Origin of the sequence: Haladaptatus sp. ZSTT2, assembly GCF_037081775.1 — an archaeon.
In the GTDB taxonomy this organism is placed as follows: Archaea; Halobacteriota; Halobacteria; order Halobacteriales; family Halococcaceae; genus QDMS2.
In genome coordinates this window covers 1,958,599-1,976,712 of the sequence record NZ_JBAMHQ010000001.1, presented here as the reverse complement: position 1 = coordinate 1,976,712, position 18,114 = coordinate 1,958,599, and the positions used below count along the sequence as shown (strand labels likewise).

20 protein-coding genes are annotated in these 18,114 nt (G+C 61.6%); 15 read left to right on the top strand and 5 right to left on the bottom strand.

Annotated features, from left to right (window positions below; translation table 11 throughout):
* The first annotated feature begins 77 nt into the window (after positions 1 to 77).
* The 13 genes from glpR (at position 78) to V5N13_RS10790 (ending at position 11,870) form a co-directional block, all read left to right on the top strand.
* On the top strand, positions 78 to 839 hold the full coding sequence (glpR, locus tag V5N13_RS10850; protein WP_336360771.1) for an HTH-type transcriptional regulator GlpR: 762 nt from the start codon (positions 78 to 80) through the stop codon (positions 837 to 839).
* A complete protein-coding gene (gene pfkB / locus V5N13_RS10845) occupies positions 836 to 1,747 on the top strand; it encodes a 1-phosphofructokinase (protein WP_336360770.1) in 912 nt (303 codons plus the stop codon). The genes glpR and pfkB overlap by 4 nt, the downstream gene beginning before the upstream one ends.
* Positions 1,748 to 1,884: 137 nt before the next feature.
* Entirely contained in the window at positions 1,885 to 3,009 is a 1,125-nt protein-coding gene (locus V5N13_RS10840) for a PTS fructose transporter subunit IIC (RefSeq protein ID WP_336360769.1), read from the top strand.
* Positions 3,010 to 3,043: 34 nt separating this feature from the next.
* A complete protein-coding gene (locus V5N13_RS10835; RefSeq protein ID WP_336360768.1) occupies positions 3,044 to 3,508 on the top strand; it encodes a PTS sugar transporter subunit IIA in 465 nt (154 codons plus the stop codon).
* Positions 3,508 to 3,774, top strand: coding sequence for an HPr family phosphocarrier protein (locus tag V5N13_RS10830; RefSeq protein WP_336360767.1), 267 nt, complete (start codon positions 3,508 to 3,510; stop codon positions 3,772 to 3,774). The genes V5N13_RS10835 and V5N13_RS10830 overlap by 1 nt, the downstream gene beginning before the upstream one ends.
* Positions 3,775 to 3,778: 4 nt before the next feature.
* Positions 3,779 to 5,461, top strand: a complete 1,683-nt coding sequence (gene ptsP, locus V5N13_RS10825) for a phosphoenolpyruvate--protein phosphotransferase (RefSeq protein WP_336360766.1) — start codon at positions 3,779 to 3,781, stop codon at positions 5,459 to 5,461.
* The gene (locus tag V5N13_RS10820; RefSeq protein WP_336360765.1) at positions 5,458 to 5,907 is read left to right on the top strand and encodes a PTS fructose transporter subunit IIB; all 450 of its coding nucleotides are present in this window, start codon (positions 5,458 to 5,460) and stop codon (positions 5,905 to 5,907) included. Before ptsP ends, V5N13_RS10820 begins: the two co-directional genes overlap by 4 nt.
* Before the next feature lie 167 nt (positions 5,908 to 6,074).
* Entirely contained in the window at positions 6,075 to 6,776 is a 702-nt protein-coding gene (locus V5N13_RS10815) for a helix-turn-helix domain-containing protein (protein WP_336360764.1), read from the top strand.
* A gap of 179 nt (positions 6,777 to 6,955) precedes the next feature.
* On the top strand, positions 6,956 to 8,239 hold the full coding sequence (locus tag V5N13_RS10810) for an ABC transporter substrate-binding protein (protein WP_442905098.1): 1,284 nt from the start codon (positions 6,956 to 6,958) through the stop codon (positions 8,237 to 8,239).
* 51 nt (positions 8,240 to 8,290) lie between these two features.
* The gene (locus V5N13_RS10805) at positions 8,291 to 9,232 is read left to right on the top strand and encodes a branched-chain amino acid ABC transporter permease (protein WP_336360762.1); all 942 of its coding nucleotides are present in this window, start codon (positions 8,291 to 8,293) and stop codon (positions 9,230 to 9,232) included.
* The gene (locus V5N13_RS10800; RefSeq protein ID WP_336360761.1) at positions 9,225 to 10,388 is read left to right on the top strand and encodes a branched-chain amino acid ABC transporter permease; all 1,164 of its coding nucleotides are present in this window, start codon (positions 9,225 to 9,227) and stop codon (positions 10,386 to 10,388) included. Before V5N13_RS10805 ends, V5N13_RS10800 begins: the two co-directional genes overlap by 8 nt.
* A 1-nt stretch (position 10,389) precedes the next feature.
* Complete coding sequence (locus tag V5N13_RS10795) at positions 10,390 to 11,139, top strand: ABC transporter ATP-binding protein (protein WP_336360760.1); 750 nt, start codon at positions 10,390 to 10,392, stop codon at positions 11,137 to 11,139.
* Positions 11,136 to 11,870 (top strand): ABC transporter ATP-binding protein, encoded by a 735-nt coding sequence (locus tag V5N13_RS10790; protein WP_336360759.1) that lies wholly within the window; start codon positions 11,136 to 11,138, stop codon positions 11,868 to 11,870. The genes V5N13_RS10795 and V5N13_RS10790 overlap by 4 nt, the downstream gene beginning before the upstream one ends.
* Here the strand turns inward: V5N13_RS10790 and V5N13_RS10785 are convergent, their stop codons facing one another.
* From V5N13_RS10785 to V5N13_RS10775, 3 genes are all read right to left on the bottom strand, one after another.
* Positions 11,871 to 13,511 (bottom strand): AMP-binding protein, encoded by a 1,641-nt coding sequence (locus V5N13_RS10785; RefSeq protein ID WP_336360758.1) that lies wholly within the window; start codon positions 13,509 to 13,511, stop codon positions 11,871 to 11,873. It abuts the gene before it with no gap.
* A 71-nt stretch (positions 13,512 to 13,582) separates the two neighbouring features.
* Positions 13,583 to 14,893, bottom strand: coding sequence for a ribonuclease R family protein (locus tag V5N13_RS10780; protein WP_336360757.1), 1,311 nt, complete (start codon positions 14,891 to 14,893; stop codon positions 13,583 to 13,585).
* A 57-nt stretch (positions 14,894 to 14,950) separates the two neighbouring features.
* Entirely contained in the window at positions 14,951 to 15,247 is a 297-nt protein-coding gene (locus V5N13_RS10775; protein ID WP_336360756.1) for a DUF7562 family protein, read from the bottom strand.
* A gap of 92 nt (positions 15,248 to 15,339) precedes the next feature.
* Between V5N13_RS10775 and V5N13_RS10770 the strand changes: the two genes are divergently transcribed.
* Positions 15,340 to 15,819, top strand: coding sequence for an RNA-binding protein (locus tag V5N13_RS10770; protein ID WP_332897922.1), 480 nt, complete (start codon positions 15,340 to 15,342; stop codon positions 15,817 to 15,819).
* 15 nt (positions 15,820 to 15,834) lie between these two features.
* Here V5N13_RS10770 and V5N13_RS10765 read toward each other — a convergent pair whose 3' ends face one another.
* Positions 15,835 to 17,010, bottom strand: coding sequence for a S8 family peptidase (locus V5N13_RS10765; protein WP_336360755.1), 1,176 nt, complete (start codon positions 17,008 to 17,010; stop codon positions 15,835 to 15,837).
* Between the two features lie 136 nt (positions 17,011 to 17,146).
* Between V5N13_RS10765 and V5N13_RS10760 the strand changes: the two genes are divergently transcribed.
* Positions 17,147 to 17,506 carry a cell division protein SepF gene (locus V5N13_RS10760; protein WP_332897920.1) on the top strand — a complete coding sequence of 120 codons (360 nt, stop codon included), beginning with the start codon at positions 17,147 to 17,149 and terminating at the stop codon, positions 17,504 to 17,506.
* Positions 17,507 to 17,710: 204 nt separating this feature from the next.
* Here V5N13_RS10760 and V5N13_RS10755 read toward each other — a convergent pair whose 3' ends face one another.
* A complete protein-coding gene (locus tag V5N13_RS10755) occupies positions 17,711 to 18,094 on the bottom strand; it encodes a DUF5611 family protein (protein ID WP_332897919.1) in 384 nt (127 codons plus the stop codon).
* Between the last annotated feature and the right edge of the window lie 20 nt (positions 18,095 to 18,114).

Genomic DNA, 18,114 nt, shown 5'->3' with positions numbered 1-18,114 from the left:
GCACGCACAAACGCACAGAGATACAACACAAGCAATTAACAAGTATGCCCGTTAATGGCTAGTCGAACGACACACGCATGTTACCCGCCGAGCGAAAGCGAAAAATCGTCGAACTGGTCACCGCGCACGATGGCTGTGCCGTCGATGAACTCGCAACGAACCTTGAGTTTTCGAAGGCAACGATTCGGCGTGACCTCCGCGAACTCGAAGAGGAGGGACTCATCGAGCGGTCACACGGCGGTGCGGTTCCGGTGACCGCCGTCGGGCGCGAACAGAGCTACGGCCAGCGCGACGTCCAGCGGTTAGAGGAAAAGGCGGCCATCGCGGAGGTTGCGACGGGTCAGATTCACCCCGGACAGGTCGTGTTTTTCGACGCCGGGACGACGACGATGCAGGTCGCAAAGCGCGCGCCGAAAGACGGCTCGTTTCTCGCGGTGACGAACTCGCCGTTGCTCGCCATGGAACTCATGAGCGACGAAAACGAGGTGAAACTCACCGGCGGGACGCTCCGGCGGCGAACCCGCGCGCTTGTCGGCCCGAGTGCGACGGGCTTCATGGAACGTATGAACTTCGACCTGCTGTTTCTCGGGACGAACGCCATCGACAAAGGAGGCGGTCTGAGCACCCCAAACGAGGACGAAGCGCTCGTCAAAGAGGTCATGATAGCGCGCGCAGAGCGCGTCGTGCTCGTCGCAGACGGGTCGAAACTCGGCAAGCGCAGTTTCATCGAGTTCGCCACGCTCGCGGACATTGACGTGTTCATCACCAATCAGTCGCTCAGTGCAGTACACCAAGAAGCGTTCGACGCGGCAAACGTAGACGTTCTTCAGACACAATGATACTGACCGTCACCCTGAATCCCGCAGTTGACCACACGCTCACGCTCGACCAGCCCCTCCGCCACGGCGAAGTGGCGCGAACAAACGACGCCCAGTACGACGCCGGTGGCAAGGGCATCAACGTCTCGAAATACCTCGGCGAATGCGGCGTCAAGACCTGTGCGACCGGTCTCGTCGGCGGCTTTCTCGGCCAGTTCATCGAGACACGACTCGACGAAACCGGCGTCTCAACAGACTTCGTCGAGATTACGGGACTCACGCGGCTGAACACGACCCTGCACGCGCCAGACGGCGAGTTCAAGGTGAACCAAGACGGCCCGCACGTCGGTGTGGCTGCCATAGAGCACATCATCGACACCGCACAGCAACACGACCCTGAAACGGTCGTTATCGCGGGCAGCCTGCCGCAGGGACTCGATGCGAGCGCGATAGACCGCATCGCGCAAGCGGGCGCGTGGGAGACCGTCGTGGACGTCGGCGGCGACCTGCTCACCGAGCTATCTGCGGAGTACGCACTCTGTAAACCGAACCGAGAAGAACTCACTGTGGCGACTGGGGTGGAGACGGAGTCGCTCGAAGACTGCGTCGCGGCGGCGAAAGCCCTGCGCGAACAGGGCTACGAGCGCGTGGCGGCATCGCTCGGTGACGACGGCGCGCTGCTCGTCACCCCAGAACGCGTGTTCCACGCGGCCGCACTCGACGTGGACGTCGTAGACACCGTCGGCGCGGGCGATGCGTTCCTCGCGGGCATGCTGTCGGCGTTCGCGCGCGGGGTGGGAGACGAAGCAGCTCTCAAAGAGGGAGTCGCCATCGCGTCAGAAGTGGTCACTACCCCCGGCACACAGGTGCCAGTGTTGTCAAACGTGCAACGCAACGCAGGCCGCGTGACTGTTTCTGCACGACAGTAAGAGCCGGGTAAACGGCTTTCTTCCGTGCATTATTTTGTCAATAGAGAGAAGTAGCCAATAAATTCCGTTACTAAATATACATAAATAATCATATTCGAAACATCTTTTGAACACAGTCTCTAGCGTTCGAGCAGACCATGTCATCTAGCGATTCAGTAGAAACGGCGCTCCGAACACACCTCACTTCTGTGAAGGAAGACCTGATGACCGGGGTCTCGTTCATGATTCCGTTCGTCACGATTGGTGGTATTTTCCTCGCCCTCGGGTTCGCCGTTGGCGACACACAGACTGTGTTCGACAACACGGGTTCACTCGGTTGGTTCCTCGCCCAGATTGGCGTGGCCGGGCTGACCCTGATGGTTCCGGTGCTCGGTGCCTACATCGCGTACGCAATCGCAGACCGCCCCGCACTCGCTCCCGGGTTTGTGCTCTCATATCTGCTCCAGCAGGGCACGGTCGTCACCGAGGCAGGCAAGTTCATCGGCTTAGACGCCGGTGGCCTCGGTGCTGGCTACCTCGGCGCGCTCGTGGCCGGACTGCTCACCGGCTATGTTGCACGCTTCTTCAAGAACCTGAACGTCCCGAAAGAGATTGCTCCGATGATGCCGGTGCTCATCATCCCCGTCCTCACGACGGCGGTGCTCGCCCCGGTCGTCCTCTTCGGCATCGGCGCACCCGTCGCCATCGCAAACCAGTCGCTCACTGCCTTCCTCAAAAGCTTACAGGGCGGACAGGCGCTCGTCATCGGTCTCATCCTCGGCGGGATGATGGCGTTCGACATGGGTGGACCCGTCAACAAGGTGGCCTACCTATTCTCGGTCGGCCTCATCAGCGAGGGCGTGTACGCCCCGATGGCCGCCGTCATGATCGCTGGCATGACGCCGCCGCTCGGCATGGCGATTTCGAACTTCATCGCCCCACAGAGGTACGCTACCGAGATGAAAGAGAACGCGAAAAACGGCGTCCTGATGGGCCTGTCGTTCATCACGGAAGGTGCGATTCCCTACGCTGCCGCAGACCCACTTCGGGTGATTCCCGCCCTCGTCGCCGGGAGCGCCGTCGCCGGTGGTGCCTCAATGTCTCTCGGCGTGACGATGCCCGCCCCACACGGCGGCATCTTCGTCGTCCCGCTCTCGAACCAACCCCTGCTGTTCATCGGCTGTGTCCTGCTTGGCTCGCTCGTGACCGCGGGCATGGCAACCGGCCTCAAGGCAACTGTTGGCGAGTCTGCCACAGGAACTACATCACAATCGTCCGATTGAGCACACACAGAACGCGTCCACCTTTTCATCAACAATGCACTCAGAAACCATTGACACCCTGCTTCCGGAGACGCACATCTCGCTTTCCGGAGCCCCGACAGAGAAGCGCGCATGCATCGAATACCTCCTCGACCTCGCGGTCTCCGGCGGCCGCGTAACCGACCGCGATGCAGCCCTCACAGCCCTCCTCGAACGCGAAGAACAGACGACGACCGGCGTCGGCATGGGCATCGGCATCCCCCACGCGAAAACCGACGCCGTAGACGAGCCTCTCGTCGCCTTTACCCGCTCTGAGGCGGGAATCGACTTCGGCGCGATGGACGACGAACCGGCCCACCTCATCTTCATGATTCTCGTCCCGGCCGAGGGCAGCGACGACCACCTCCAGATTCTGAGTTCGCTCTCTCGGGCGCTCATGCACGAGGAAGTGCGCGAATCGCTGTACGACGCAGAGACAGAGGCGACCGTCCGCGAGACGCTCAAGGAGGCGGTGGCGTAATGGAGCGCACCGTCACCGTCGTCCCCGAAGACGGCCTCCACGCCCGCCCCGCCGCGAGCTTCGTCGAGGCCGCGGGAGAGTACGACTCGGAGATTACGATTGCCCCCGCAGACGGCGATGCGGTCAACGCCCAGAGCATGCTCGCGGTGACGAGCCTCGGCGTTGCCTCCGGCGACGACGTGGTGCTCACCGCCGAGGGCGCGGACGCAGAAGCCGCCCTCGACGCGCTCGAAGCAATCCTTACAACCCCCGAAGACAGTGCCTGAACAGATGTCTCGAACCGTCACTGGAACCGGCGCGACGCCGCTTTCCGATGTCGGAACTGTCCGCTGGTATCGCCCAGACGAGAGCCTCCCCGAGACGACCGACGCCGGGACGCCCGAAGAGGAGCGTGCCAACTTCGAGGACGCAAAGGAGACCGCTCGTGAAGAAATCGAAGCAGAGCGCGAACGAACCCGCGACCTGGTCGGTGAGGACGAAGCAGGCGTGTTCGACGCCCACCTCCAGTTCCTCGCAGACCCGCAAATCGAAGCCAGCGTCGAGGACGGTATCGACGACGGCCTCGCTGCGACCGCCGCCGTCCGCGAGGCGTTCGCAGACCCCATCGCACAGTTCGAGTCGATGGACGGGATGATGGCAGAGCGCGCAGACGACCTGCGCGACGTTCGCAACCGACTGGTGCGCATCCTCGCCGGGAGCGAGCGCATCGACCTCTCTGCGCTCCCCGCGGGAACGATTCTCCTCGCAGAGCGCCTCACGCCGAGCGACACGGCCCAGCTCGACCCCTCGCGGGTCGCGGGCTTCGCCACCGTCGAAGGCGGGCGCACCTCACACGCCGCCATCTTCGCTCGCTCGCTTGGCATCCCCGCGGTCGTCGGCGCGGGCGCGGGCATCGAAGATATTCAGGAAGGAACGGAAGTCGTCATTGACGGCAACGCAGGCGAGATCATCGTTGACCCCGACGAGGCCGTGAGAGCCGACGCCGCGAGTGGCCGCGACGTTGAGATCCATACGGACGCCGTCGAGACCACCGACGGCGTGTCCATCGAAGTCGCCGCAAACGTCGGGACGCCCGCAGAAATCGAGAGCGCGGTCGAACACGGCGCAGACGGGATTGGCCTGTTTCGCACCGAGTTCCTGTTTTTCAACCGCGAGTCGCCCCCAAGCGAAGACGAGCAGTACGAGGCAATCGCGGAGACGCTGTCTGCGTTCCCCGACGGCCGCGTCGTCGTCCGGACGCTCGACATCGGTGGGGACAAACCGATTCCGTATCTCGACCAAGCGCCCGAAGAAAATCCATTCCTCGGCGAGCGCGGCATCCGCCGGTCGCTCGACTCCGACGCTGACCTGTTTCGCACGCAACTGCGGGCGCTCATGCGTGCGGCGGCGAGCGAACACGGCGACGGTCTCTCGGTCATGTTCCCCCTCGTCTCGACCGTGGACGAACTCGACCGTGCGCTCGAAGCCGTAGACGAGGTTGCAGCCGACCTTGAGGAAGCGGGCGTCGAGTGGGCGCGCCCCGAGTTCGGCGTCATGGTAGAGACGCCGAGTGCGGTGTTCATGGCAGAAGAACTCGCCACGCGCGTGGACTTCTTCAGCATCGGGACGAACGACCTCACGCAGTACGTGATGGCGACCTCCCGCGAGAACGACCGCATCTCCTACCTCCACGACCCACGCCACCCGGCCGTGCTTCGGGCCATCCACCGCATCGTACAGGTGGGCCACGAACACGACTGCTGGGTCGGGATGTGCGGCGAGATGGCGGGCGACCCAACGCTGCTCAAACTGCTCGTCGGCCTCGGCTTAGACGAGCTATCGATGAGTGCCATCACCATCCCGGATGTGAAAGCGGGCGTCGCCGCAACATCGCACGCAGACGCCGCCACACTCGCCAGCGACGCGCTGGCCGCAACGACTATCTCAGACATCACACAACTGCTCAACCAATGAAATTCGTCGCCGTAACCGCCTGTCCGACGGGAATCGCACACAGCCAGATGGCCGCCGAGAACTTAGAACAAAGCGCCCCCGAGCTGGGCCACGAAATCAAAGTCGAGGTCAACGGGGCCATGGGCACGGAAAACGAACTCACTGCAGACGATATCGCCGCGGCCGACGCAGTCATCGTCGCCGCAGACACCAAGGTTCAGACCGACCGCTTCGAGGGGAAACCGCTCGTAAACGGCACGGTCAAAGACGCCGTGAACGACGCGGGTGCGATGATTGAGGAGGCCGTCTCGATTGCCGGTGACGCGTCCGCAGCGGAGACGGTGGACACCGATTCCGAGCCACCGACCGAGGAAGCGTCCACGGCAGACGGCACAGCAGACACGACCGACGACACCGACGATGACGACGGCGGGCTGTTCGGCAAAGTGAAAAAGCGGTTTTCGTAACGCCGAACTACCGCGCTGCTTGCATTTTTCGTGGGCCAGTGAGACACCACCCAGCGGCGCATTCGACCCGTTTATTGCGGAATCAATCAAGACAATTACCTGTCCAGAATCTGTGACAGGAATTTATACCGAATGACCATGTGAGTAGGCACAGACAGGCTTGGGCCATGATTGACCTCACTCTCGATATGACGCAGTACGACTGCCCGTTCATCGACACCACCGACGACCACCCAGTCTCGTTTACCGCCATGCAGTGGGACTTCAACAACCGCTCTCAAGAATTAGAAACTCGGATGTTGGTCGAAGCACCGGACCGGTCAACGCTCGATGACGGCCTCCACGCCCTCGCAGACCACGACCACATGCACACCCTCGAACTGCTCTCGAAGCGAGGCGACCGCGCGCAAGTGAAAACGACGATTGGCGAGACACAAGCGATGGCGACGGTGCGCGAGTACGACGCCTACATCACCGGCCCGTTCCACATCGAAGACGGCTCTGAGACGTGGCACGTCGGCGTCGATGACGGCGGTCTTGCGGACGATTTTCTCGCGGAGCTCGAACGCCACAACGAGTTCGGCATCGACTCACGGCGAACCTACGAACTCGGCGAGTTGTTCGACTTGCTCAGAAACGCTGGCCCGGCAATCTCGTTGCTCGAAGGCTGTCGCAATCTCTCGACGGTCGAACGTGAGACGCTTTCAACGGCGGTCGAAGCGGGCTACTTCAACAGCCCGCGCGACGCGAATCTCTCGACTCTCGCCGCGGAGTTTGACATCTCGAAAACCGCCGTCTCGAAGAATCTCAGGCGCAGTCAACAGAAACTGCTCGAAAACGTCATCAGGGCGATGGCCGACCTCGAATGAGGCGCACGTTCACATATTAACCCGGTGCTATTTTTCGGTTTATGAGGAACAGTAGTCCGTGACAGTGGCCAGCACGGGAGGCCGTGACGTGGTTCGAGACCCCCTCCCTGCAGGCGCACGACTATGATACAGCTATGACTCACAAAACTTCTCCAGACGACGGAATGGACCGACGGGCCATGCTCAAGGCCGTCGGCGGAACGGCACTCGCGGCGGCGCTCGCCGGGTGTAGTTCGCTCATCGGTGCAGGCACGAACCAAGACACCTCGGGTGAGGTAAGCGACGTACCGGACGAACCGATTCAGGCGGGCCTCCAGACGTTCACCGAAGGCCCGGCGGCCGTGCTTGGCCTCCAGTCGCAGTACGGCGCGGAACTCGCCGTCGAACGCATCAACGCCGCGGGCGGGATTGCCGGTCGGGAAATCCAACTTGATGTGAAACACGAAGCAGACGCCTACGTCGAGAACTACACGCAGTTCGTCTCCGAGGGCAAGGAAGTCACGTTTGGGCCGGTCTCATCGGGCGGGCACGCCGCCCTTGCACCGGAAGTCGAAGCCCAGGGCGTCGTGAACGTCTCGACCGACGGGACGGTCACGACGCTGTACGAGGAGACGGTTCCAGACCCGACCTATTCGTTCAGATTCCAGAACTACGACGTGATGGAGTGCGTATCTGCGGCCCGCGAGACGGTCAACCGTCTCGGTGCGGAGAACGTAAACACCGTCGCGGGAATCAACCCGAACTACGCCTTCGGGAAAGACGAGTGGAAGGTGTACACGACGGCGCTGCAGAAGCTCACCGACGTGGAAATCGTCTATGAAGGTTTCCCCGACCTGCTCGCAGACGACATGTCCACCCACATCACCGAAATCAACAACCAGCAGCCGGACGTGACGTTCTCCAGTCAGTGGGGTGGCGACGTGGTGACCATGATGAATCAGGCCGCCGCGAACAACATGTTCGACAACACCCAACTCGTCGGGACGGTACTCTACAGCGCCGTCAATGACCTGAGTCAGGACATCGTCGAGCAGGCACAGGCGTTCTCTGGGTCGCGCAACTACTACTGGGGCGAGCCGGAGCCCTCCCGCTGGAGTCCCGGCCAGAAGATGCTCGACGATGCCCGCAGCAAGTGGGACATCATCCCGAGTGGCCACTTCATGAGCGGCTACGGCGCGGTTGCGTCGTGGGCGACGGCCACCGAAAAAGCAGTCAACCTCCTCGGTGGCTGGCCAAGCCAAGAGCAGATTGCCATGTCCCTCGAAGGCCACGGCTTCTTCACGCCCGCCGGCTATCACGTCATGAGCGAGCGCCACCAGGGCCTCTCGACGACGTACTTCGGCGAGATGGGCTGGTCGGGCGACGTTGGCGCACCCGTCTTGAACGACATCAACTCGTACAGTCCACCGGACGTGTCGCCACCGCCGGGCACGAAGTCCATCGACTGGATCGAGAGCTGGTAACCCGAGTTCCGCTTTCATGACGAAAATTCAGCAAACCACGAACAGCGACCTATGAGTGTCCTCACAAACTTCATCACACACACGCTCCACGGCGTCCAGTACGGGTTCATCCTGTTTCTCATCGCGTCGGGACTGACCATCATCCTCGGCATCCTCGACGTGTTGAACCTCGCCCACGGCGAACTGTACGCGCTTGGAGCCTACGTCGCATCGAGCGTCCTCGGCTACGTCGTCGGGCTGGTGCCGCCACCGACCGACGCGGCGTCACAGGCCGTGTTCGTCGCCGTCGTCCTCGGGGGTGCGGTGCTCACCGCCGCTGTCCTCGTGCCCGTTGGCGCAGCCATTGAGTCAGTTCTCTTGAGACCGATTTACGACCGCAACGAGGTGTACCAACTCGTATTGACGTTCGCACTGTTGCTCATCATCAAAGACGCCATCAAGTTCGGCTGGGGACCAACCCCTGTCCGGCTGCAGAGCGTCTACAGCGGCATCAACGGCATTCCCGCCGCCTCACTCGTCGGCCTCAACTACCCGACGTACAATCTGGTCATCATCGCGGTGGGCGCTGTCGTCGTCGTCGGGCTGTTTTACTTCTTCAACCGGACGAAAACCGGCCGCATCATCCGCGCGACGGCCATCGACCGCGAGATGGCGACGGCAATTGGCGTGAGCACCGACCGGACCTTCACGCTCGTGTTCGCCGTCGGCGCATTCTTCGCTGGCTTCGCCGGCGCGATGGCGCTCCCACCGACGAACGCGACTCTGGAGATGGGCGCAAACCCACTCGTCCTCTCCTTCGTCGTTATCGTGATTGGCGGCCTCGGGAGTCTGCGCGGGGCGTTCGTCGCCGCACTCGTCGTCGGCATTCTGAGCAAGTGGGCGACGTGGCAGTACCCGCCAGCCGAACTCGCCGCACCGTTCGCCATCATGGCCGTCATCCTGCTCGTGAAGCCGGACGGCCTCTTTGGCACGTGGGGTGAGATGGATGCGTAATCGACTGCCCGGCCTCGTCTCGCGCGACGGCGAGCGCAAGGTCAGAGTGATGCGCGGGCTCGAACTCACGTTGCGCCAGACGGCGCTTGCACTCGTTGGCCTGCTCTTTCTCTTCGCACTCCCGGACATCGCGCGGCTCTCGCCCACGATTCAACTCAGCGTCCTCCACCAAGGGGTCGTGTTCGGGCTTGCGGCGGTTGGCCTCAACCTGCTCGTTCGCCACACCCAACTCGTCTCGTTCGGGCACGCCGCCTTCTTCGGGACGGGAGCCTACACGACGGCGCTGCTCGCCGCGAAGTACAACGTGACCGAGTTCGCCCTCTTACTCATCGCAGGGATGCTGCTTGCGACGCTGATGGCGATGCTGATTGGCTACCTCTCGCTTCGCCACACGGGGCTGTACTTCTCGCTGCTGACGCTCGCCTTTGGGCAGTTGCTCTACGCGCTCGTTCAGGGGCAGGCCTTCTTTGGGTCGAGCGACGGCCTCCCCGTCCGTCCGGGGCCGAACATGCGTCCCGACATCTTCGGGTTGGCGCTCCCGCCGGACGCCTACGAGGTGCTGATGTACTACCTCACCGTCGTCCTCGTCGTCGTGTCGCTGCTCGTGATGTGGCGACTCATCAACTCGCCGTTCGGCGCGGCGCTCGACGCGATTGGCCAAGACCGCACCCGTGCTCAGTTCATCGGCATCCCCGTCCGCCGGTACGTCTGGCTCGCGTTCGTCGTCTCCGCGGTGTACGGCGGGATGGCCGGCGCGCTCTACGCGATGGTGCAACAACACGTCAGGCCCGGCCCAGTGCTCTACTTCCTCCGGTCGGGGGACATCCTGTTCATGGCCATCCTCGGCGGGTATCAGACCCTGCTCGGGCCGCTCGTCGGCGGTATCGTCCTCGTGCTCTTGCAGGACATGGGTCGTGACCTGACCAACTACTTCGACGCGCTGACCGGCCTCGTGTTGCTGGCGCTCGTCTTCGGGTTCCCACAGGGTATCGTGGGGTCGCTCAAGAAAGGCGGGCGCGTCAGAAACGCCGCGAGCAGTTTCAAAGACGATCCGGCTGTCATCGGGTCGTGGCTCTCGTCGTTCACAGAATCGCTCGTCACCGCCGCAAGCCGGTCGGTACAGAACGTCAAAGTCCTCGTCTTCGGGGTGAAGTGAGATGCTAGAAGCCAAAACCTTGAGAAAGCAGTTCGGCAGTCTCGTAGCGACCAACGACGTGTCCGTCGAATTCGGCCGGCACGACGGCGAAATCGTGTTCATCGTCGGGCCGAACGGCGCGGGGAAAACCACGCTCGTGAATCTCCTGACTGGCCTGCTCTCGCCCGATTCAGGGAGCGTCGTCATGGACGGGAAAGACATTACCAGGATGGCTCCCGAAGACCGAGTCCACGCCGGACTCGTCCGCAGTTTCCAGGTCGTGCAGGTGTTCGACGAGATGACCGTCCGCGAAAACGTCCGGACGGCGGTGCTCTCGAAAGAGAAGAAATTGATGAGCATGTTCAGCCTCCGCGACGAACACGCCGAGGTCGAACGAAAGGTCGACGACCTGCTTATCAAGTTCGGCTTAGACGAGCACGCAGCCCACGTTGCCGCAGAGTTGCCCCACGGCACGCGCAAACTGCTCGACGTGTGCATGTCCTTCGGCCTCGAACCCGATTACCTCCTGCTCGACGAACCCACCGCCGGGGTTTCGACCAGCGAGAAGGAGTACGTCATCGAGACCATCGCCAGCGTGAGCAAAGAAGAGGGCGTGACGACGGTGACAATCGAACACGACATGGACATCGTGAAGGGGTATGCAGACCGCGTCGTGGCACTCCATCAGGGAGCCATCCACGGACAAGGCGACCCGTCAATTCTCGAAACCGACGACGAACTCCGCCGCCTCCTGTTGGGGGTGGAGAAATGAGCGACTCACTCCTCTCGGTCAAAAACGTAAACGCCGAAGTCGAGGGCTTTCAGGTGACCCACGACGTCTCCTTCGAGGTGAACAAAGGCGAGGCGATCGGCCTCGTTGGCCGCAACGGTGCGGGTAAGACCTCCACCTTCCGGGGAATTATGGGCCTCACCAACCTCCAGAGCGGGTCGGTGCGGTTTGCAGGCGAGGAGCTCACCGACCTCCGCGCCGAACTCATCCCGAAACGCGGGATTGGCTACCAGCCAGAAGACCGCAAACTGTTCACCGGGATGACCGTAGAGGAGAACCTTCGACTCCCCATCTGGACGGCCGGAAAAGCGCGGGGAATCGACGACGAAGACGCCGTAATCGAGGAAGTGTACGACGTGCTGCCCGAACTCGAAGAACGCTCGAACGCGAACGTCGAGAACCTCTCTGGTGGGCAGGCGAAGATGGCTGCGATTGGTCGCGCCCTCGCGCTCAAGCCCGACTTGCTCATCTTAGACGAACCACTCGAAGGGCTTGCTCCAGTTGTGGTCGAGAACCTGAAAACCCACATCAAAGCCATCAACGAACAGGGCATTGCCGTGCTCATCGCGGAGTCGAACGTGACGCACGTCCCCGACATCGTAGACCGCATCGTCGTCATCGAACGCGGTGAGGTGGTCGATTCGGGCGACCCACACGAACTCAAAAAGAAACCTGCGATTCAAGAACTGATGCAGGGAAGCGGACAGGAATAATCAGTTCGGAAGCTCCGATTCACGGAGCGTTTTTCGCTGGATTTTCCCCGTCGTCGTCTGCGGAAGTTCGGTGACGAACTCAAGTTCGCGTGGATACTCGTATTTCGCCAAATTCTGTTTGACGAGCGTTTGAATCTCTGTTTTAAGCGCGTCGCTCGGTTCCGTCCCGTCGGTCACCTGCACGAACGCTTTGATGAGTTCGCCTCGGCGGTCGTCCGGGACGCCGACGACTCCGACCTGTGCGACGGCTGGATGTTCCAAGATGGCGCTCTCGACTTCGCCCGGCCCGACGCGGTAGCCACTCGTCATGATAAGGTCATCGTCCCGCGATTTGAACCAGATGTAGCCCGCGTCGTCGCGCTTGCCGAGGTCGCCAGTGAGGTGCCACGGGCCGACGCGCGCCTTTTCGGTTTTCTCGGGGTTGTTCCAGTACTCTTTGAACACGACAGGGTCGCCCTCTCGACGCACCGCGATTTCGCCGATGTCGCCCGTGGCACACTCTGCGCCCGTGTCGGGGTCGACGATGGCCACGTCGTGGCCGGGGACGGGTTTACCCATGCTTCCGGGGAGCGCGTCGAACCACTTTCGGCAGTTCGTGACGAGCAGATTTGCTTCAGTTTGGCCGTAGAGTTCGTTCACCGCGACGCCGTCGAGTTCGGCGTCTGCCCAGTCTAAAATTTCGGGCGTGAGCGGTTCGCCACCCGAACAGATGGCGGTAAGCGAGAGGTCGTACTGTTCTGCAGGCGAGTCAACATCCATCAGCATGCGGATGGCAGTCGGCGGGAGGAACGAATCGGTGACGCCGAACTCCGCCATGAGCGAGAACGCGGTCTTTGCATCGAACTTCCCCATCGGGTAGCCAACGACGGGACGGCCGTAGTGCCACGCGGGAAAGACGAGGTCACCGAGCGCGCCAATCCACGCCCAGTCTGCGGGTGTCCAGCAGACGGCGTCGTCTAAGTCGAGTTCGAAGTACATCTGGAACGCCGGGCAGTGGCCTACCCAGACGCCGTGGCCGTGGAGTGCGCCTTTCGGCGGGCCGGTCGAACCGCTCGTGTAGATAATAATGGCGGGCGTTTCGGCGTCGGTTTCGACGATGTCGAAGGTGTCTGGTTGCCCGGCGAGTACGTCTTCGAACGGCGTTTCGGGGCTGTCCGCTGCTCTATCGACTTCGATGACGTGGGCAAGGTCGGGGCAGTCGTCACGAATCTCCGTGACCACATCGCGCACGCTTTCGTCTACGACGATGGCTTTCGCCTCGCTGTCGCGGAGGCGGTAGCCGACGGCGTCCGGGCCGAACAGTTTCGAGAGCGGAAGCGAAATTGCGCCGAGTTTCCAGCAGGCGAGGTGCGTGAGCAGGTTTTCCGGTTTCTGTGGGACGAGGACGGCGACGCGGTCACCGCGTTCGATGCCGCGAGCTTCGAGGCCGTTGGCGAGTTGGTTCGACAGCCGGTCGAGGTCGGCAAACGAGTAGGTCTCGCGTCGTCCGTCAGGATACGCCTGATACAGTGCTGGGGCGTCTCTATCTTCGTGTTTTCTCACGAGGTCGTGAGCGAGATTGTAGTCATCGGGAAGGTCCCACTCGAACTGGTCGCGCGCGGTGTCGTAGCTCTCCGTTGGAACCGTGACGTGCCAAGCCATGGCGCAGACTACGGCTGGCAGCGCCTACTAACCGGAGGTTCACATATGAAAGCGCGAGAAAGCGGGTGGGGTTACTCGTCTATTGACTCGTCGGCTTCGTCGTCATCGTCCTCGATGACCACGAGCCCGCGGCTGTTGACCGCGTAGGGGTCGAGGCCGACTTCTTCGAGGAACTGCTTGTATTGGCGTTCGCAGGTTTCTGCGGCCTTCTGGCGGTCGGAAGCGCGGTCACAGAGTTCGATGAGATTTTCGGGGACGTCGTTCTGGTAGACAATCCAGTGGTTGATGAGGTCTGAGAGCCGTCGGATGGGGCTCGTGAAGTGGCCGTAAATCTCGAAATTGAGCGCGTGGTGGCCGCCGAACGGGTCGTTCATGTACTTCGCCCGGGGCATCACCTTCATCACGGCCCACTGAATCTTGTTGAGCTGGCGGCCGGGGGCGTTTTCGATGGTCGCGTTCACGGCCTTGCGCGGGTCGTCCCACGTGCTGCCGGGGATTTTCACGCCGTCAAGGTCTTGGATCTCTTGGAGGGCTTTGTCCCACTCGTCGGGAGTTGGCTGGGGGTGGACGCGGTACATCGCCTCGACCCCACGGCCCCACATGAGTTCGTGGGTGACGGCCTTGTTCGCCTTCAGCATGCACTCCTCGATGATGGTGTGAGCGCGGTCACGGCTCGGGTTGAGCACGAGCGAGCCGTCTTCTTTGCGCTGTTCGTGGAGTTGGTTTGCGAGTTCGAAGACGAGCGAAATCTCGTCGTGGAGGTCTGCGTCTTCGTCGTCTAGGCGCTTTTCTGCCTGCGAGTAGGTCAGGCGTTCGTCGGATTCGATGACAGATTTGTAGATGTCGATAGACTCGTAGGAGAGTGTCTCCTTGCTGATGTGCATCTCGACGGTGTGAGCGAGGCGTTCCTCGTTGGGCACGAGCGAACAGACCGTCTCTGCGAGCATCGGCGGGAGCATGTGGATGGTGTACGCGGGCAGGTACACTGTGTTCCCGCGTTTGACCGCCTCCTCCCACATATTCGACTCGGGGTGGACGTAGTGGGTCACGTCCGCGATGTGTACCCACAGCGTGTACTCCTCTTCTCCTTCCTCGATGCTGATGGCGTCGTCGAAGTCCTGGGCGTCCACCGGGTCGATGGTCCACGTCGGCATGTCCCGGAGGTCAGTCCGATTGTCCACCTCGGCGTGGATTTCCTCCTGGACGTCGGTGGTGCGTTCTTCTGCTTCGGCCATGACTTCCGGTGGGAAGGCATCGCGAATCTCGAACTTCTCGAAGAGTTCCTCGCGTTTGTTCGCGAGGTGTCGGGCGAGGTCTTCGTCGATTTCGACGGGACCTTGTCCCTCGGCCGTCCCGGCGTAGGCCTGGGCGTCGTCAGTCATACCCGGGGCTACGGAAGTCGGACAGAAAGACGTATCGACCCGAACAGGGAGGGTCGGTCAGCGCTCACCGAGCGAATCGTACCGGTCTCTGACGGTCTGGGTGTAGCGTGCGAGGAACTCATCTTGTGAGACTTCGCCCGCGCCACACTCCGTGAGCAAAGTTTCGAGGCCGCCGCGTGGCTGGTGGCAGAGGTCTGTGTCGCATTTCTTACAGAGGTGTTCGAACTGTTTGCCATCGCGATCCCAGCGGTTGCCGTACTTGTCGTATTCACGCGCTTCGTTGCGAAGGACAGTCTTGCCACACGCGGTACAGGTGACAACCGTGCTGGCCCGGGACTTCCGGGAACCCCACATGAGCGGGGCTTAGACGCGGGAATATTTAGCTGTTGTTGCGGGCGCAAATCTGCGGACGGACGATTTAATGTCCGGCAGTGACAGTCTCCGATATGGAAGTCAAATCTCGCCATCACCTCCGCAGTGACGAGGTAAAAGCCGTGACAGAAGCCCTCGCAGACGGACTCGGTGTTGACCTCGACGCGGACAGTTTCGAGCTCGTTGAGTTCAAAGATTCGGACTTCGAACTCATCCTCGTAGACGGCGCGGCAACGGTTGGCCGTCTCGATGGCACACCGTTTCTCACGGTTCGAGGCGCAAACGACTACCCGCCAGAGCGAAACGTCGTGACGGTCGATGCCGGCGCCGTCTCGTTCGTCTCAGACGGCGCAGACGTGATGCGCCCGGGCATCGTCGAAGCCGACGACTCCATCGAAGAAGGTGACGTCGTCGCCATCGCAGAGGAAACCCACGGCAAAGTGCTCGCCATCGGCACGGCGCTCACCGCGGGTTCGGACATGGTCGGTGACTCCGGCAAAGTCGTCAAATCCATCCACTTCGTCGGCGACGAGTTGTACAACTTTACCGCATAAAAGAGAAGTTGCGTTTTAGTTATCCGACGAGTCGAGGCCGAGCGCTGTGGCCACGTCGAGCAGGCCTGCGCCAGACTCGTTCGAACCGAGTCCAATATCTTCTGCCGCGCTCGCAAGCGACGAGCGCGTCTGCGTGTTCGAACTCCCGCCCGCCATGAGTTGGGCGGCCGCGCCCGCGACGTGCGGCGTCGCCATCGACGTGCCGGAGAAGGTGTCGTACCCGCCGACGACCGAGGAGTAGATGTCCGTCCCGGGTGCGGCAATATCGACTTCTGGCCCCTGTGAGGAGAACCCGGAGAGGTTGTCAGCGGAGTCAGTGGAGGAGACGGCCATGACCGTCGAGTAGGCTCCGGGGTAGCCAACGCAGTTCGTACACGGCCCGCTGTTTCCGGCCGCGCCGACGAGGAAGACGCCGTTGTCGACGGCGTACTGGCAGGCGTCTTTGAGCGTCTGTGCGCCGCTGCTCGCGCCGAGGCTCATCGAGCCGACGTCGTAGCCTTGGTCTGCGACCCACTCGATGCCTGCGGCGACGTCAGAGAGGTAGCCGCTGCCGCGCTTGTCGAGGACTTTGACGGCGTGGAGGGTTGCCTCGGGGGCGACGCCGACGACGCCTTCTGCGTTGTCGATACCGGCGGCGATACCGGCACAGTGGGTGCCGTGGTCGTTGTCGTCGTCCCAGTCGTAGGCGTAGTTGCCTTTTGCCTTCGTGAACGCTTGGCCAGCCCCGATGTTCGCGGCGAGGTCGGGGTGGTCTGAGTCGATACCCGTGTCGATGATGGCGAGGTCTGCGCCGCTACCGGTGTAGCCGTTTGCGTGGGCGACGTCTGCGTCTACGCGGTCGATGCCCCACGGCTGGGTCTGGGACTGTGTAGTGACACCGTCGCCCGGTTTGCCGATGGCGTACATCGTAATGTCGTCTTCGACGTAGCGGACCTCGCTGTGTTTTTGCAGTTGCGCAACGGCTTGGTCTGAAAAGCGCCCGGCAACTGCCTGCCCATGTGCGCCAAAGTCGAGCGTGCGGTGGACGGTGTGGGCTTGCCCGCGCGCTTCTGCGCTTGCGCCGGGGGAGCTCGTCCCGACGATGCGGCGGGGCGGCTTTTCAGCGGCCGCACTCCCAACGAAAAGTGTGCCAACTGCTCCAACAGCAGAGGTTTTTAGCAATGTTCGTCGCGTTAAATTTATATCACTCATATATGCAATATTTACGACCCAGCCACAGTATTTAATTCTTGGCCTGTGTTGGCATGGCGCAGCGACCCGGGCGCATGGTGTCAAGCAGACCACGTCTGACGTAACACCTATACTCGAAGCAACCGGTGTGTGTTCTATGGGATTTATGAACAAGCTGCTGGGTGAGCGTGGGTCTCGAAAGACCGACGACTACCTAGAGCTCAACATAGATGACTTCGAGGCCGCGGCTGGCGATGCGAAGATGCGCGTCCACATCGCCAAGATCGGCAATCAACAGGACGTTATCGCCATCAAAGACGCCATCTATGACGGCGACCTCGTCATCGCGGACATCACGCGCCACGCGACCGAGGACCGCACGATGCAACGCATCAGCGACGAACTCCAGCAGGTCGCCCAGGAAGTCGGTGGCGACATCGTCCAGAAAGACGACGACCAGCTTATCCTCACGCCAACGGGCGTCTCTATCAGCCGCCAGAAACTCGGCGGCCGCTAAGCGCGCTCGACTTTTCTCTCTGCGGGCAAAAAGGGCCCGAGAGTATGAAAGACCATGACAGACAGTGCGGCCTCACTCCGTGCTATTGACTCCCACCATAGTAGCACTCACGGAAGGCCAGTATGTTACTACGTACCATACGACGATAAATCTAGGTATTATTTGCGGACTGTCCGAAAAATCTGAACCGACGTCGAATCGGGGTTAGAAGTCCGGCGAGTCGTCTTCGACTTCGCGCTTCATCGACTTTCGGCGGCTCTTTGCGTCGCGACCCGTGGCTTCAAGGAGGAAGTCGTTTTTGGCGCTCACGGCGTCTGCGGCGTGGTCTGCGAGGCCTTTATCGAGAATCTCTTTTGCGTCTCGCTCTTCGAAGTGGACGGCGAGTTTGTCCTTTTTGCCGCTGTATTTGACCGCACCGGCAATGATGCGCGTGAACACTGGGTTCTTGGGTTCGCCAACGACGAAGAGGTCACTTCCTTTGAAATCTTCCGTCCCCGTGATTGTCCCAAAGTAGTCTTCGACGGTTGCTTTCATGTCGGGGATTCGCTCTTCGAGCGTCTCGCCACGGCGCATCTTATACTCCTTCATGAACAGGTGTTTGCGTAGCC